Source organism: Psychrobacter sp. N25K4-3-2 (assembly GCF_015351755.1).
Taxonomy (GTDB): Bacteria; Pseudomonadota; Gammaproteobacteria; order Pseudomonadales; family Moraxellaceae; genus Psychrobacter; species Psychrobacter glaciei.
In genome coordinates, this window is the sequence record NZ_JADKLX010000003.1 from 357,448 (window position 1) to 372,329 (window position 14,882).

Genomic DNA, 14,882 nt, shown 5'->3' on the forward strand with positions numbered 1-14,882 from the left:
CCTAAAAAAAAGCGCCAAGTAATGATACTTGACGCTCTATTTTTTGCTATTAAGGCTTCGTGGTCACAGTGCTTACTATCAAAATCACTGCAATAACGGTTTAAAATTAGGCATCAAACATTGCGCTAATAGATTCTTCGTTGTTAATACGACGTAAGCTTTCAGCAAGCATTGGGGCAATACTGACCTGACGAATTTTGCTACATGCTTTAGCTTCAGCCGATAACGGAATTGTATCGGTAACGACGACTTCGTCTAGCGCAGATTCGCTGATGTTTTTCAGCGCATTACCCGATAGAACAGGATGTGTAATGTAAGCTAAGACGCGACGCGCACCGTTTGCTTTTAATGCTTCAGCCGCTTTACACAATGTGCCTGCAGTATCGACCATATCGTCAACAATCACGCAATCACGGTCACGAACATCACCGATGATATGCATCACTTGTGATTCATTGGCACGGGCACGGCGTTTATCAATAATCGCCATGTCAGTATCACCCAATTGCTTTGCCATCGCACGCGCACGTACCACACCACCAACGTCAGGTGAAACCACCATGATGTTGTCATAATCTTGTTTTTTGAGGTCGTTGAGTAGTACAGGCGTACCGTAGATGTTGTCAACTGGAATATCAAAGAAACCTTGAATCTGATCTGAATGCAAATCAACGGTCATGACGCGATCGATACTGACGATGTTTAACATGTCAGCGACGACTTTGGCTGAAATAGGTACACGAGCTGAACGAGGACGACGGTCTTGGCGGGCATAACCGAAGTAGGGCATAACAGCTGTGATACGGCCAGCACTAGAGCGACGCAAAGCGTCAGCCATCATCATGATTTCCATCAAGTTGTCGTTGGTCGGTGCACAAGTAGGCTGCATGATAAACACATCTTTACCACGTACGTGTTCTTTGATTTCCACGGCAATTTCGCCATCAGAAAAACGCGTGATGTCAGCTTTACCAAGAGGTATATGAAGGTGATCGGCTACGGTTTTTGCTAATTCTGGGTGGGCATTGCCCGTAAAAATCGCCAAATAAGGCATGACAGAAGTCCTATTGATTGACTCAAGCAGCGACCGCTAAGCAGTGTCAAACTGCTCAAATTCAGAAAAGAGTGGTGAAAATGATTGGAGACTACTATTACAGTAAAAAATGGTAGGGGTAGCTGGACTCGAACCAACGGATGTCAGGATCAAAACCTGATGCCTTACCAACTTGGCTATACCCCTGTAATGTCTAGGCTATGAACATCCGATATCTAATAGTAACTACTAGTTATTCTTAGAATGATGTCATCACCTATTAGTTATCTGATAAACGATTAAACCATCTAAAAAACAACTTTTTCCCTAGCGGTGTCCATTGCGAACTATACCGAAACTGGGATAACGTTGTCAATGACAATCAAAATAAGTGAGTATTTATAATACCAATTATAATCAGTGTCTATCGAACGCTTCGTACTAAAAAATGGTAGGGGTAGCTGGACTCGAACCAACGGATGTCAGGATCAAAACCTGATGCCTTACCAACTTGGCTATACCCCTATTGAGGCGACCTATTATAATTAAATTTTCAGATTTTGCAAGTCATTTGCGGCTTTTTATGCCTTTTATTCGTAATGGGATGGTTTTGATAGGGTCTATTGGCCTATTCTTGAGATGGTTATTGGTAGCAATGGTAATTATTATTTTATAAAGGCGACAGAATATGGAACTTTCTATAGATTTTGTAGGTATTAATACAGTGGGCGAGATGCATGAACAATTAAAGCAAGCTTTTGGTTTCCCAGATTTTTATGGGGCAAATTTTAATGCATTAATTGACTGTCTTGGCGATATTCGTTATCCAGAATATGGGATGTCTGAGCTTACTATAGGTGAAAATGAAGTGCTGAACTTAACGATTAAAAATTTTCCTTATAACAACGAGTTGATTGCAAATAACTTTTTTTATGCTATTCAATGTGTAAATGATAAAGCAATTCGTAATGAGGTCAGTCCATCGATTCATTTAATATTGATTTAGATTAGAATTTTTGCATAAGTTACGCTTTGCATACTATTTTTCGTCTGAAAATCGGTGCGCTGGGCGCGCCCTACGCGGGCTGGAATATGTTGGTATGTGCTGGTTATATTATCGAAACCAAGCTCAGAATTGTAAAAAATAACTAGCTACAAACTCCTCACTACATACGCTGCACAAGGCGCATCCGCAATCCATTTCGCCAAAAGTGCCTTATCAGTAGCAACATTCACATCTAACGGCAAAAACACCGCGCTACCAGAGCCAGTCATTCGTGATGTTCCTAGTGCTTGCTCTTCTAAACGTTGCAAATATTGAAGCGCTTCATCGACAGCAGGGGCAAGGCTGGTCACCACTGGTGTAAAGACATTTTGGTAAGGCGCATTTAACTGTTTGTCATAGTCATTAGACTGACTCTTAATCGTCTCAATTGATAGTGGCGTAATATCGCGCTTTAATTCAGGGTGGGCGAACAGTTTGGCGGTATTCACATGCGCGTTTGGCGTTAGGACTAAGTATTGCTGCTCAGGCAAGTCAATCGCTGTCAGCTCCTCGCCAATACCCATCGCAATCGCATCTTGCCCAAAGATAAATATTGGTACGTCGGCACCCACTTTAGCACCGATTTTTATCAGCTCATCACACGTTAAATTAAGCTGCCAAATCTCATTTAATGTTAGTAGCGTCGTCGCGGCATTGGAAGAACCACCGCCCAAGCCTGCGCCCATCGGCAAATGCTTGTCTAAAGTAATTTCCACTGACGCTAATTGCTTAAGTAATCTGGTTGATTCTATGACAAATGCTAGCAATGCGTGTGCGGCTTTAAAAATCAAATTGTCATCTATACTGGCAGTTATTGCGTCTGCGCCAGTTAAGGTTAGCAGCTGATGACAGAGCTTATTAGCATCTAATTCACTATCAGCTGCATATATCACGGCATCATCTGTGACTGAAAAGTGCAAATAATCGCCCCAATCAAGCAAGCGAAACACGGTTTGCAAGTCATGATAGCCATCAGTACGCTTACCAGTAATGTGCAAAAACAAATTGATTTTTGCTGGGGATAAGCGAGTGATGGTCGTTTTAGCGCTCATATTATTTTGCATCGCCATTTGATTTATGGATGTTTTAACATTTCAACATTTAAATGTCTCAATATTTCAATGCTTTAACGATTCTGATGATCAATCGTCATGACGACTTTATTGCCTTGTGATTGTGCAGCGCTGATTTTACTAGGCAGCTTATCGTTGCCTTTATAGGTAAAGCTAGCATTCCACTCACCATTAACTGAGCTAATCAAACGATTTTGATTGTCAAGGGTAGGGGCGGTGTCGGAAGGCGCTGGGCGACCAGATACCCAATACGGCATCTGCGAGATCGGTGCTTGCCAGCCAGTGGCTTTTTTGAGCAAGGTCTCAGGGTCATCAGCGGTCAATGTACCGGTTTTTTCGCTGACTAATGTTGCTGTTTGACCATTATATTCAATGTTGGTTTTGCCAATACCGAGCGCACCAATTAACTCAATCGCAAAGCGGTCGTTTTGTTGTCCCCACGCGTAAAAGGCACTGCCGCCTTGAGCACCGTTAGTATCATTAGCAGGTGTCGTAACGCCAATTTTACCGGTGATATTGAAGCTCTCAAGCTTTTGTGGCTGCTGGCCACTTTGTCCCTGTACGGTGCTACTAGGTTGGTTTGTGCCGCTGGTGGTCTTTAATGATTGACAACCAGTCGTCACCAAAATGGCTGCTGTCAAAGCCGTCAATAGACTGAGTTTTTTGGCTTGAAAAGGGATTGTTTGTGATACTGACATGATGCTTCCTCAAAATTAACAAAGATAATAGCTTAAGCTGAATTTGTTACCCATTTATACGTCGCTGTTAGCTTCTTATAAGAGCCTTGTAGCTTTGATAACTTGGGTTTTGATAGCTTGTGCAATGGCTATGGCTTATTCGTTATACAAAATATTGCTTAAAAATGACGCCAACTGTCATTAATACAGTTGTATGCGGTCATTAACATTGTGTTGCCCAAATGAAAAGCGCTGCTGTAGATCGGCGAGCAAGGCGTCGACTTTGTCATTATCCCCTAGACCTTGATAAGCACGCAGCAATAGCGTCCCTGAACGTAGAGTGGGTAAGACATCGTAAGGAGTTTGCAGGTAATTGATCACTTGGCGGTAGTCTTCGTTGGCCAAGGCATTGCCTGCCAAGATATTCAATGCTTGCAGATGTAGCTCGTTATCATAACGTGGGTCATCATAGCGAATTTGGATAATCGCTGTCGCTAGCGCCAACCCTTGCTCAGAGCTGCGCTCGTTGGAGAGCAATAATTGGGCGTAACTAAGCTGATAAGAGAGATTGTTAGGATCGAGCGCTTGCAAGTGATTGAGCAAGGTGCGTTTGACCACGTAGTCGGCTTTATCATCTAACAGCTGAGCACGGGCAAACAGTAACATCTCACTATTAGGATACTTACGCGCTGCCCGCGTCAACAACCGCAGCGCTTCCTCTGGCTCATTCTGTTGCCATAAAATATCGGCTTGTAGTACATAAGTGTCAGGCGCAAAGACGTTAAATTCTTTGCGTAGTTTTTCTAAGGTAGCGATGGCTGCATCCACGTCATCATTAATCAATTCAAAAGCGACGACTTTTTTGCGTGCTTCTAGCACCAAGTCTTCTTGCATGACACCATTGAGATAGTATTTCGCTTGATCAAAGCGTTGCTGGCGCTCGGCACTGATACCGAGGTAATAATAGGCTTGGTCAAGGTAAGCAGGACTTTTTGCCAGCATATTGAGTAGGCGATCGGCACTAGGATACTCTTCGATGTCCAAGCTGACCAGTGCTGCCAATAAGGTAATCTCAGCATCATCAGCAAAGCGATTGTGCGCCTCTAGTAATAGCTGCCACGCTTGCTCGCTTTGTTTCAAATCCAGTAAGTAACGAATCTCATATAGGTACAAGCTTTTGCTATCAGGATTACGCAGACGTGATTGGCTAACATAATTAATCACCATTTCAGGCTTTTCTATTTTGCGCAATATATCTGCTTTTAAGGTGATAAAAGGCACATAGTCAGGCTGACGCTCTAGCGCACGATTGATATGGACGATGGCAATTTCAGGTTCGTTAAATTGGTATAGCAAGCCTGCTTTCAATACCGACAGCGAGGCATTTTGTTCACTATCAAGGGGCTGTAGGGCAGCAAGTAATTCTCGTTTGTCATTATCGGTGTTGGGGTAAATACCGATAAGGATTTCGCTTAAGTCTGCCCGAGGGTCATAACGCAAGATGCGATTTAAGGTTTCACCCGCCAACAGATAGTCGTGCGCGCGCAAGGCCAAATGTGCCACATAAAACCATGCGGGGACATGATCGGGATTTTGATCTTGCCACGTTTTGGCAAATTGTAATGAATCTTCAACACTCTCATTGCGCAAAGATAAGCTAAGCGCTCTCTCAAACACTGCCGTCGCATCTTCTTTAAAAGATTGCTGCTTATAAATCATCACCGCACGGCGTGTGTCATTGCGATCAGCGGAAAATTCTGCATCCAAAAGCGCATACAAGCTTGGCTCGGTCAGCGTTGGTTGTGCGGCAATCGTCGGTGGTAAGCTATTTACATTTGCCACACTTGTTCTTGTTGTTGACTCGTTCTGTGTTGGTTCATTGGAAAATGCATTACGATTAGTCGCATCTGTATTTATCATTGCGACTGAAGGCTGGCTTAATGAGGATTGATTATTAGTGGCATTATGAATGTCTGATGGGTCGAGCAGATTGGCCTGAGCGGGTGAGGCTAGGCACAAACAAATGGCCAACGATAGTGTTAGCTTATAACGTTGGCATAGACGTTCAATAATGACGTGTAATAAAGCGCGAAGGCTAGATTGATCGTTATGCACAAGTTGTGATCGAAATGATGACTCAAAAAAAATCATAAATAGCAGTGTACACCTATTGTTTACCCATTAATAAGGCAATTTTATCCTGATGATTTTAAAATAGACATCGGTAGCCAGTACCCATGATCGACATTATAAAAGGAGATTGAGGTGATAAACAATAGCGCCCGTGTTACTCAATTATTCGTCCAAAAAATCTATCAGGTAGTTGATTTGTTACTCATGCGCCCAGATACAAGCAAATAGTCACCATAGGTGGTCGAGTGTTAAATAAAGCCAGCAATAATGATATAATAAGCGGTTTTAGGTTTTCCTTTAAGCGCTGTTTGCTAAACACTGCTTTTCTAATTTATAAAAACTGCTTTTTTATAAAAACTGCCTTTGGCAAACGGCGAGCACGCTTGGCTGGCAAGTGAGCGTTATATTTATGGTCTATCAATAATGAGATTAGTGGTCATTGGGGTCAATCACAAAACCGCACCAGTCGCTCTACGAGAGCGCTTGGCGCTTGTGGGTGAGGATGTGGCTATCGCCCTTGAGCAGTTAGAGGCCTTTACCGATGGTAGTGTGATTGTCTCTACGTGCAACCGTACTGAGATTTATGCCCTCGTTCCGCAGACTTTGTCTCAGTCTCAGCAAGCAGTAACGTCGCCCACGGTCAATGACGTTACCTCGCCATCTTTTAGCAGCAATACTAGCAATGCTGCGCTCAGCACCAATATCTCATCAGCGGCCATCAGCGCCCATATCATGAAGATTAAAACTTGGCTGGCTGATTTTAAGCAACTGTCGCTCACCGAGATTGACCCATATCTATATGTGCACCGTGATACTCACGCCTTGACTCATTGGTTGAGGGTTGCTGCTGGGCTGGACTCTATGATATTGGGTGAGCCGCAAATACTGGGTCAAATCAAGCGCTCCGTACATATGGCGCAAGAACAAAAAGTATTAAGCAATCAGCTAGGTTGGATCGTCGATCAGGTATTCGCTGCTGCCAAACGGGTACGTAATGAAACCAAGGTTGGCGCTCAAGCCGTATCGCTCAGCTTTGCTGCGGCTAAATTGGTCACGCAAATTTTTGATGACTTGCCCAATCGTACCTTGTTGGTGGTTGCCGCTGGCGAGATGAATCGTTTGGTTGCCACTCATATTGCGGGGCTTGGGGTAGGGCGGGTGATTATTTGTAACCGCAACCCTGAGCGTGCTGAGGCTCTAGCGGCCGAGCTGCGCAAACCTGGACGGCAGGTGGAAGTCAGAACTTTGCAAGCGTTGCCGCAAGTGCTGGCAGAAGCCGATATTGTCAGTAGCTGTAGCGGTAGTATGGATTTATTGATTGATAAGACCATGACATTGCAGGCGTTGAAACGTCGTCGTTATCAGCCAATGCTGATGATGGATTTGGCGGTGCCACGTGATATCGATTCGACCGTGAGCCGCATAGATGACGTGTATTTATATTCTGTCGACGACTTGCAACATGTGATAGCGGGTAATATTGAACAGCGTCGTCAAGCAGCAGTAGACGCTGAGCTACTCGTTAGCCAATTGGTCGTCGAAATGGATCGACGCTTTCAAGTGCGCCAAGTCGGCAAAGACATTCAGCAGTATCGTGAGCGTACTCATGACCAAGTAGATAAGCTGCTTAATGAGTCTATTGCTAAGCTTAACGCTGAGGATGCGAGCCCTGAAGATATCATAGCCGAGCTGTCGAGACGTTTAACCCAAACCTTGACCCATGCGCCATCCAAGCTGATGCGTAAAGCGGCACGCGAAGGGGACAGTGAATTGTTAGACTTTGTCGTCTCAGGACTAAAAGATGCCAATCGTGGACATTGATGCTGATTAGCACAGCATTTACCAATAAGCCGCATTTACCAATAAACAGTCAACAGTGCAAGTCATATCATTGCCTAGGCGTATCGTTGTCAACCCTCGGTATCGGTGCTAATATCAAGCTCTCATTAAATAAATGGTTTGGATTAAGATACCGTACTGGTGTTCGCTAAGCGTGTGGCTATGAATATATTGGCTTAGCGTTGATAGGCTTTATCAATATTCATTTTTAGCCTATTTAGTCGTTTCCGTTCAGATTGAGGACACGCTCTAGGCTAAAGTACAATATTGTCAGCCTTACGTCGTTTACTAGTTTCTTATCCGATATTAGTACCTAGGCTGTATCCATATTTGGATATGGCTATACTGAGACTTAAGCGCCATCAAATTATCTAACCATAAACTAGGAGCGTTCCATGAATGCATTACGTCAAGATATTGATCCAAATGGCCTATTAGAATATTCAGTGGTTTACACTGACCGCGCTCTCAACCATATGTCTAAAGTCTTTCAACAAGTAATGAACGACTTATCTAGCGAGCTAAAGTCAGTCTATAACGCCGATGCCGTTGCTATTGTACCGGGTTCTGGTACTTATGGGATGGAAGCTGTTGCCCGTCAATTGGCAAAGGATGAAGATTGTCTGATTATCCGAAACGGTTGGTTTAGCTACCGCTGGACGCAAATCCTAGAAAAAGGCAATATTGCTAAGTCATCGACGGTATTGACCGCTGATCGTACAGAAAATACTGATGCGCCAAAGCCGTTTGCACCAGTCGATATCGATGTCGCTGTAGCAAAAATCAAAGAACAAAAACCAGCCATTGTCTTTGCCCCGCACGTCGAAACTTCAGCCGGTATTATTTTACCAGATGACTATATTAAAGCATTGGGCGAAGCCGTCCATAGCGTAGGTGGCTTATTGGTCATCGATTGCATAGCCTCAGGTTGTGTTTGGTTGGATATGAAAGAGCTGGGCATTGACGTGCTTATCAGCGCGCCACAAAAAGGCTGGAGCAGTACACCTTGTGCTGGTTTGGTGATGCTAAGTGATGCAGCCGTCAAAAAAGTCGATAATACAGAATCTGATAGCTTTAGCCTCGATCTTAAGCAATGGTTGAACATCATGCGCGCCTACGAAAATGGTGGTCATGCTTATCATGCGACCATGCCAACCGATGGCTTGCGTCAGTTCCGCGATACTATCAACGAGGCCAAAGAAGTGGGCTTTGCTAAACTGTCTGACGCACAGTGGGAGCTTGGCAACCGTGTCCGTAAGGTAATGGAAGACAAAGGCGTCGAAAGTGTTGCCGCTGAAGGCTTTAAAGCGCCAGGTGTGGTCGTGGCTTATACTGAGCGTGATGACATGCATAAAGGTAGCGCTTTTGCTGAAGCGGGCTTGCAAATCGCCGCTGGTGTACCATTAAAAGTTGGCGAACCAGAAAACTTTAAAACCTTCCGTTTGGGTTTGTTTGGTCTAGATAAATTGACGGATATTGATGGCGCGGTAACGCGTTTTGAAACCGCGCTTGATAAAGTATTGGCGAAATAGCAGCTGTCGCAGAAGCATGATTGGCTGTGCCAAATTTGCTTTATCTATTTGAAGTAGCACTGATGCTCGCTTTCCTTGCTACTCAAAATGAAGTCTGTTTAACTTAAAAATACTGAGCCTTTATAACAATAGGTTCAGTATTTTTTTACCTTTTTATTATATTTTATAATATAATGTTTTTTAATAAATCGAAAGCTGTCATATGAGTTAGTTACTTATCAATGAATTAAGCAACTAAGCAATTAAGCAACTGAGAAAACAAGCAAGTTAGGTAAATATTATGAATATACAAATAGACTGGCAAGCATTTACGCCTATCTCCCTAGTGGGTGGTCTGATACTGGGTGTAGCGACAGTTATTCTGCTATTAGGTATTGGGCGTATCGCTGGTGTCAGTGGTATTTTCTCAAATCTGCTGAAACCCAAGCAGGTAGAGATGTGGCAGGTATTGTTCATAGTTGGCATGGTTGTCTCGCCAATACTATATGGTCTGGGAAAACCGTTACCTGATATAGAGATGAGTACTTCTTTGCCATTATTAATTGGGGCGGGATTACTGGTTGGTTTCGGCACGCGCTTGGGTTCTGGCTGCACGAGTGGTCATGGTATCTGCGGTAATGCGCGTTTGTCACCACGCTCTATGGCAGCGACGCTGACCTTTATGTTGTTTGGTATTGTGACCGTCTATATTGGTCGGCATGGCTTGGGCTTGATTTAAACAGCGGCATAGACAGCACATTGCGAAGGCAGTGCTTGATACTATAAATAGAAGAGAATAGCGAGACACAACCATGCTAAAAAATATAATTGGATTACTGGCTGGATTATTATTTGGCTTTGGGTTATTGATATCTGGTATGACCGAGCCTGTTAAAGTGCAGGGTTTTTTGGACGTCTTTGGTGCGTGGGATATTTCACTCGCACTGGTGATGGGCGGTGGTCTTGCAGTAGCGATAGTCGGTGTGCAGCTGGCTAAGCGCCAACAGACCAGCTGGATTGGCACATTGATTGAAATGCCAAATAAAACCGTCATCAATAAAAAACTGCTTATCGGCGCAATGCTGTTTGGTATCGGTTGGGGTTTGGTCGGTATTTGCCCAGGACCGGGTATCGTGCTGCTTGGGACAGGACAATGGCAGGCGTATGTTTTTATCCCAGCGATGATAGTCGGTATGCTGGTCTATCAATGGCTTGAACCTAAACTTAATTAACATGGGCTTGGTTTTTTTAGCTCAATAAAAGGGTCAGCCTAATTCAATTAGGCTGACCCTTTTTTATCAATGATGTTTCATTAATATTGACGATACTTCCATATTATTCAAGCTTAATGATAAAAGCTTACTTGGCGCTTGCCGTGACTTTAGGCGTTTCATGTGCCAATGATTTGGCGGCTTGGCGCAGCTCAAATTTCTGTACTTTACCCGTACTGGTCTTTGGAATTTCGGCAAACACAATATACTTGGGTACTTTAAAGCCGGCTAAATGCTGCTTGCAATGTTCCATGACGGTATCGCGCTGCAAGGTGCTACCTTCATGAATTTCGATAAAGGCGACGGGGACTTCACCCCACTTATCATGCGGCGCGGCGACGACAGCACAGCTTTGGATTTCAGGCATTTTATATAAGACGTTTTCGACTTCGATACTAGAGATGTTCTCACCGCCTGAGATGATGATGTCTTTGAGTCGATCCATGATTTTGATATAGCCATCAGGATATTTGACGCCCAAATCACCCGTACGGAACCAGCCATCAGCAAAGGCTTCTTCGGTCGCTTTACGGCTTTTTAGATAGCCTTTCATGACCATGTTACCGCGCAGTGCCAGCTCGCCCATTTCCTCACCATCAGCGGCAACGGGTTCAGTCGTGCCTTGTTTGAACACGTCAAATCCTGTCATCAAATGTGACGTCACCCCTTGACGTGATTTTTTCTGCGCGCGGCCAGCGACATCAAGCGTATCCCATTCTTCTTGTTCTGCGCAGACGGTGACAGGTCCATAGACTTCAGTGAGACCATAAACGTGAGAGATGTGAAAGCCCATCGCTTCCATGGCTGCGAGCATGGTCTCAGATGGCGGCGCACCAGCGACCCAGCCTTTGACCGTATGATTGATGGCTTTTTTATACTCAGGTTTGCCGCCCGCAATCATATTGTGCACCACAGGCGCTGAACAATAATGACTGACTTGATGCTTGGCAATTAGCTGCAATATCAAATCAGCATCAATGTTCCGCAAGCAGACATTGACCCCAGCGCGCTCAGCGATCGTCCACGGAAAGCACCAGCCATTGCAATGAAATAATGGCAGTGTCCACAGATACATTGGGTGCTTGGGCATGTCCCAATCTAAAATATTAGAGACCGCATTGAGGGTGGCACCGCGATGATGATAGACCACGCCTTTGGGCTTGCCCGTGGTACCAGACGTATAGTTTAAGGCAATCGCATCCCATTCATCTGCTGGCTTTTCCCAGTTATCTAAGCTGTCTGAGCTGGCAATCAATGCTTCATAGCTCATTTTTCCAAAGCGCTCGACATCGATAGCGTTGTCTGTCGCATGAATGACGATTAGGTTGGGAAAAGTCTCATTGATAATCTCAGCATAATCAGCAAACTCACTGTCTAAAATCAACACTTTGGCTTCTGAGTGTTGCAAGCAAAAGGTCAGCGCATTGATATCGAGACGGGTGTTTAAGGTACAAAGTACGCCGCCTGACATGGGGACGCCAAAGGCACATTCGACCATCGCTGGGGTGTTGGGCATCATGACCGCGACGGTGTCATTTTTATCAATACCCAGTTTACGCAAGCCATCCGACAACTGCCTGCAACGATCATAGGTCTGTTGCCAAGTCTGCGAGAGGTCATTGTGCTCTAGGTCATCGTAGATAATTGCAGTTTTGTCAGGATAAACTTGTGCACTGCGAATGATAAAATCGATGGGAGTCAGCGGTTGATAATTGGCAGGGGTTTTGCCGAGACCTGTGTGAAAGTCAGTCATGGAGATAGTCCTTTATCGTACTTTGAGTTTGGCTGTTTTTATAGCTCAGGGTTTTTCTATTGATAATTAGGGTCTGTTGAACATTCAAATGTGGAACTGGTAGTGGCTATTAATAAGCAGCCTTTATTATAGCCAAAGGCGTGGCAAAGTTAGGCTGATTTTGTGGTTTTTACTTAACCAAATACCATAAAATTGCACGATTAAAGAGGGTTGTCGATATAGTGCTCACTCATCAGTCGCTCGTCTGCGTAGCTGATAATAATAGCGGTGTGTTACGATACCAGTCATGTAAAACTGTAAACTGTGTTTAGATCAACAAACCATTCATAAGGAAAATGATATGACCGCCAGCCGCACTGCCAATTCTATTGAGACCGCTAGCACCAATGAACACTATCCACATTTATTTGAGCCGTTAGACTTGGGCTTTACCACGCTAAAAAATCGCTTAGTGATGGGGTCGATGCATACAGGTCTCGAAGACCGTTTTTATAATTACGGTAAACTGGCAGCATATTTCGCAGAGCGTGCCAAAGGCGGCGTGGCGATGATGATCACCGGTGGTATTGCGCCGAATCGTGAAGGCTGGTTGTCGCCTGTTGGTGGCACGATGAACACCAAAGCTGATGTGATTAATCATCAGCGTGTCACTCGTGCAGCACATAAGTATGACAGCAAAATCATCATGCAAATTTTGCACAGTGGACGCTACGGTTATCAACCGTTTGTGGTGTCATCAAGTCCGATAAAATCGCCAATCTCGCCATTTAAACCGCGTAAGATGAGCATCAAAAATATCGAGCAAACGGTAAAAGATTATGCCCGTTGCGCAAAGCTTGCTAAGCAGGCGGGTTATGATGGTGTCGAAATTATGGGCTCAGAAGGGTATTTGCTGAATCAGTTTTTATCGCGCCATGTCAATAAACGGACGGACGAGTATGGCGGTGACATTCAAAATCGTATGAAGTTTGCAGTTGACGTGGTTAAAGCGGTGCGAGAAGCTGCCGGTGAAGATTTTATTATTTTATTCCGCTTATCAGTGATTGACTTGGTCAAAGACGGTAACGTCATGGACGAAGTCATCACTGTTGCCAAAGCGTTAGAAGAGGCGGGTGTGACTATCATGAATACGGGCATCGGCTGGCATGAAGCTCGCATTCCGACGATTGTCACTAGTGTACCGCGTGCGGCGTTTGTTGATTTTACCGCTGAAATTAAAAAACACATCAACATCCCAATGATGGCGGCTAACCGTATCAATATGCCAGAAACCGCTGAAGAGATTGTCGCTAGTGGTCAGGCGGATATGATTCAAATGGCGCGTCCATTCTTAGCCGATGCCCATTGGGTTAATAAATCCAAAAATGGTCAAGCCGATCGCATCAATACCTGTATCGCCTGTAACCAAGCTTGCCTCGATCATACTTTTGCCAATAAACGCTCAACTTGTCTGGTCAATCCTCAAGCCTGCTACGAGACTGAATTGGTTTATAAGAAAACCAAAAAACCTAGAAAGGTCGCAGTCATTGGTGGCGGTGTCGCTGGCATGTCAGCCGCTCACGTCGCCGCGCTACGTGGTCATAAGGTCACGCTATTTGAAGCAAAAGATATCTTGGGCGGGCAGTTTAACTACGCCAAAGTCATCCCGGGTAAAGAAGAATTCTTTGAGACCATTCGCTACTATATCAATGAGCTTGAGCACTTAGGCGTTGAGATTAAACTCAATACCAAAGTCGATAAAGCCATGCTAGAGAAAGCCAAATTCCACCATGTCATCGTCGCTACTGGTGTGGTGCCTAGAAGCCTCGCAGGTAAGCTCGAAGGTGCGGATTTGCCACAAGTGATGAGCTATGCTGAATTGCTCTCTGGTGAAAAATCAGTTGGTGATACCGTCGCCGTCATCGGTGCTGGCGGTATTGGTTTCGATGTTAGTGAGTATTTGACCGCCAAGCATGGTCAGCCGCTTGATGAGCTAGGCCCTGAGCTGTTAAAAGACCCAAGCTATCGTCCAAAAGCACAGTCAGTTAGCGAGTGGCGTGAAGAGTGGGGCGTAACTTCTGATACCGATTACCAAACTGAGGGTGGTCTGATTAAGCCTGAAGCCATCAAGCCTATTCGCCAAGTCTATCTGATGCAGCGTACCAAAGGTCGCTTGGGTAGTGGTCTGAATAAAACCTCGGGCTGGGTACATCGTGCTCATATCAAATCGCATGGTGTCATTCAAGTATCGGGGGCGCAGTATGACAAAATCACCAATGAAGGTGTTTGGATTACCAATAACCAAGGTCAAACTCAGTTGCTCCGTGTCGATAGCGTCGTGGTCTGTGCCGGTCAAGAGTCTGTCGTTGAGTTAATGCCAAATGTCGGTGATGCACCGGACGCGCAATACCATCTTATCGGTGGTGCAAAGCTTGCCGCTGAGCTGGATGCTAAACGCGCGATTCGTGATGGTGCTGAGGTTGCGGCAGCGATTTAAGGTTTGATTTAAAATCGCAGTGTAAGATTATCAGACGGTAGGAGAGAAATTTCCTGCCGTTTTTTTTTTGC

11 protein-coding genes and 2 tRNA genes are annotated in these 14,882 nt (G+C 44.8%); 6 read left to right on the forward strand and 7 right to left on the reverse strand.

What is annotated here, in order from left to right; translation table 11 throughout:
* Positions 1-106: 106 nt before the first annotated feature.
* The 3 genes from IOD06_RS09425 to IOD06_RS09435 form a co-directional block, all read right to left on the reverse strand.
* Positions 107-1,054, reverse strand: coding sequence for a ribose-phosphate pyrophosphokinase (locus tag IOD06_RS09425; protein ID WP_010196062.1), 948 nt, complete (start codon positions 1,052-1,054; stop codon positions 107-109).
* 110 nt (positions 1,055-1,164) lie between these two features.
* Positions 1,165-1,240, reverse strand: a tRNA-Gln gene (locus IOD06_RS09430).
* 242 nt (positions 1,241-1,482) lie between these two features.
* Positions 1,483-1,558: transfer RNA gene (locus IOD06_RS09435), tRNA-Gln, on the reverse strand.
* A gap of 163 nt (positions 1,559-1,721) precedes the next feature.
* On the opposite strand from IOD06_RS09435, the gene IOD06_RS09440 reads away from it, so the two are divergent.
* Positions 1,722-2,039 carry a barstar family protein gene (locus IOD06_RS09440; RefSeq protein ID WP_194620681.1) on the forward strand — a complete coding sequence of 106 codons (318 nt, stop codon included), beginning with the start codon at positions 1,722-1,724 and terminating at the stop codon, positions 2,037-2,039.
* A 146-nt stretch (positions 2,040-2,185) separates the two neighbouring features.
* On the opposite strand, the gene ispE is transcribed toward IOD06_RS09440, so the two are convergent.
* From ispE to IOD06_RS09455, 3 genes are all read right to left on the reverse strand, one after another.
* Positions 2,186-3,130, reverse strand: coding sequence for a 4-(cytidine 5'-diphospho)-2-C-methyl-D-erythritol kinase (gene ispE / locus IOD06_RS09445; RefSeq protein ID WP_227669977.1), 945 nt, complete (start codon positions 3,128-3,130; stop codon positions 2,186-2,188).
* Between the two features lie 74 nt (positions 3,131-3,204).
* Positions 3,205-3,849, reverse strand: coding sequence for a lipoprotein insertase outer membrane protein LolB (gene lolB, locus IOD06_RS09450; protein WP_194620683.1), 645 nt, complete (start codon positions 3,847-3,849; stop codon positions 3,205-3,207).
* A gap of 180 nt (positions 3,850-4,029) precedes the next feature.
* A complete protein-coding gene (locus tag IOD06_RS09455; RefSeq protein WP_320157432.1) occupies positions 4,030-5,670 on the reverse strand; it encodes a tetratricopeptide repeat protein in 1,641 nt (546 codons plus the stop codon).
* A 714-nt stretch (positions 5,671-6,384) separates the two neighbouring features.
* Here IOD06_RS09455 and hemA point away from each other — a divergent pair.
* The 4 genes from hemA (at position 6,385) to IOD06_RS09475 (ending at position 10,543) form a co-directional block, all read left to right on the forward strand.
* Positions 6,385-7,782, forward strand: coding sequence for a glutamyl-tRNA reductase (gene hemA / locus IOD06_RS09460; protein WP_194620685.1), 1,398 nt, complete (start codon positions 6,385-6,387; stop codon positions 7,780-7,782).
* A gap of 413 nt (positions 7,783-8,195) precedes the next feature.
* On the forward strand, positions 8,196-9,332 hold the full coding sequence (locus IOD06_RS09465) for an aminotransferase class V-fold PLP-dependent enzyme (RefSeq protein ID WP_194620686.1): 1,137 nt from the start codon (positions 8,196-8,198) through the stop codon (positions 9,330-9,332).
* Positions 9,333-9,612: 280 nt separating this feature from the next.
* Positions 9,613-10,050 carry a YeeE/YedE family protein gene (locus IOD06_RS09470; RefSeq protein WP_194620687.1) on the forward strand — a complete coding sequence of 146 codons (438 nt, stop codon included), beginning with the start codon at positions 9,613-9,615 and terminating at the stop codon, positions 10,048-10,050.
* A gap of 73 nt (positions 10,051-10,123) precedes the next feature.
* The gene (locus tag IOD06_RS09475) at positions 10,124-10,543 is read left to right on the forward strand and encodes a DUF6691 family protein (protein WP_194620688.1); all 420 of its coding nucleotides are present in this window, start codon (positions 10,124-10,126) and stop codon (positions 10,541-10,543) included.
* 127 nt (positions 10,544-10,670) lie between these two features.
* Here the strand turns inward: IOD06_RS09475 and IOD06_RS09480 are convergent, their stop codons facing one another.
* Positions 10,671-12,335, reverse strand: a complete 1,665-nt coding sequence (locus IOD06_RS09480) for an AMP-binding protein (RefSeq protein ID WP_194620689.1) — start codon at positions 12,333-12,335, stop codon at positions 10,671-10,673.
* Positions 12,336-12,675: 340 nt separating this feature from the next.
* On the opposite strand from IOD06_RS09480, the gene IOD06_RS09485 reads away from it, so the two are divergent.
* Positions 12,676-14,811: an NADPH-dependent 2,4-dienoyl-CoA reductase gene (locus IOD06_RS09485; protein ID WP_194620690.1), complete on the forward strand. Its 2,136-nt coding sequence runs from the start codon at positions 12,676-12,678 to the stop codon at positions 14,809-14,811.
* Positions 14,812-14,882 lie beyond the last annotated feature (71 nt).

Coding starts and splice junctions, on each gene's coding strand:
- IOD06_RS09440 (WP_194620681.1), top strand. CDS start 1,722: ATGGAACTTTCTATAGATTTTGTAGGTATTAATACAGTGGGCGAGATG.
- IOD06_RS09470 (WP_194620687.1), top strand. CDS start 9,613: ATGAATATACAAATAGACTGGCAAGCATTTACGCCTATCTCCCTAGTG.
- IOD06_RS09480 (WP_194620689.1), bottom strand. CDS start 12,335: ATGACTGACTTTCACACAGGTCTCGGCAAAACCCCTGCCAATTATCAA.
- IOD06_RS09475 (WP_194620688.1), top strand. CDS start 10,124: ATGCTAAAAAATATAATTGGATTACTGGCTGGATTATTATTTGGCTTT.
- IOD06_RS09425 (WP_010196062.1), bottom strand. CDS start 1,054: ATGCCTTATTTGGCGATTTTTACGGGCAATGCCCACCCAGAATTAGCA.
- hemA (WP_194620685.1), top strand. CDS start 6,385: ATGAGATTAGTGGTCATTGGGGTCAATCACAAAACCGCACCAGTCGCT.
- lolB (WP_194620683.1), bottom strand. CDS start 3,849: ATGTCAGTATCACAAACAATCCCTTTTCAAGCCAAAAAACTCAGTCTA.
- IOD06_RS09485 (WP_194620690.1), top strand. CDS start 12,676: ATGACCGCCAGCCGCACTGCCAATTCTATTGAGACCGCTAGCACCAAT.
- ispE (WP_227669977.1), bottom strand. CDS start 3,130: ATGAGCGCTAAAACGACCATCACTCGCTTATCCCCAGCAAAAATCAAT.
- IOD06_RS09465 (WP_194620686.1), top strand. CDS start 8,196: ATGAATGCATTACGTCAAGATATTGATCCAAATGGCCTATTAGAATAT.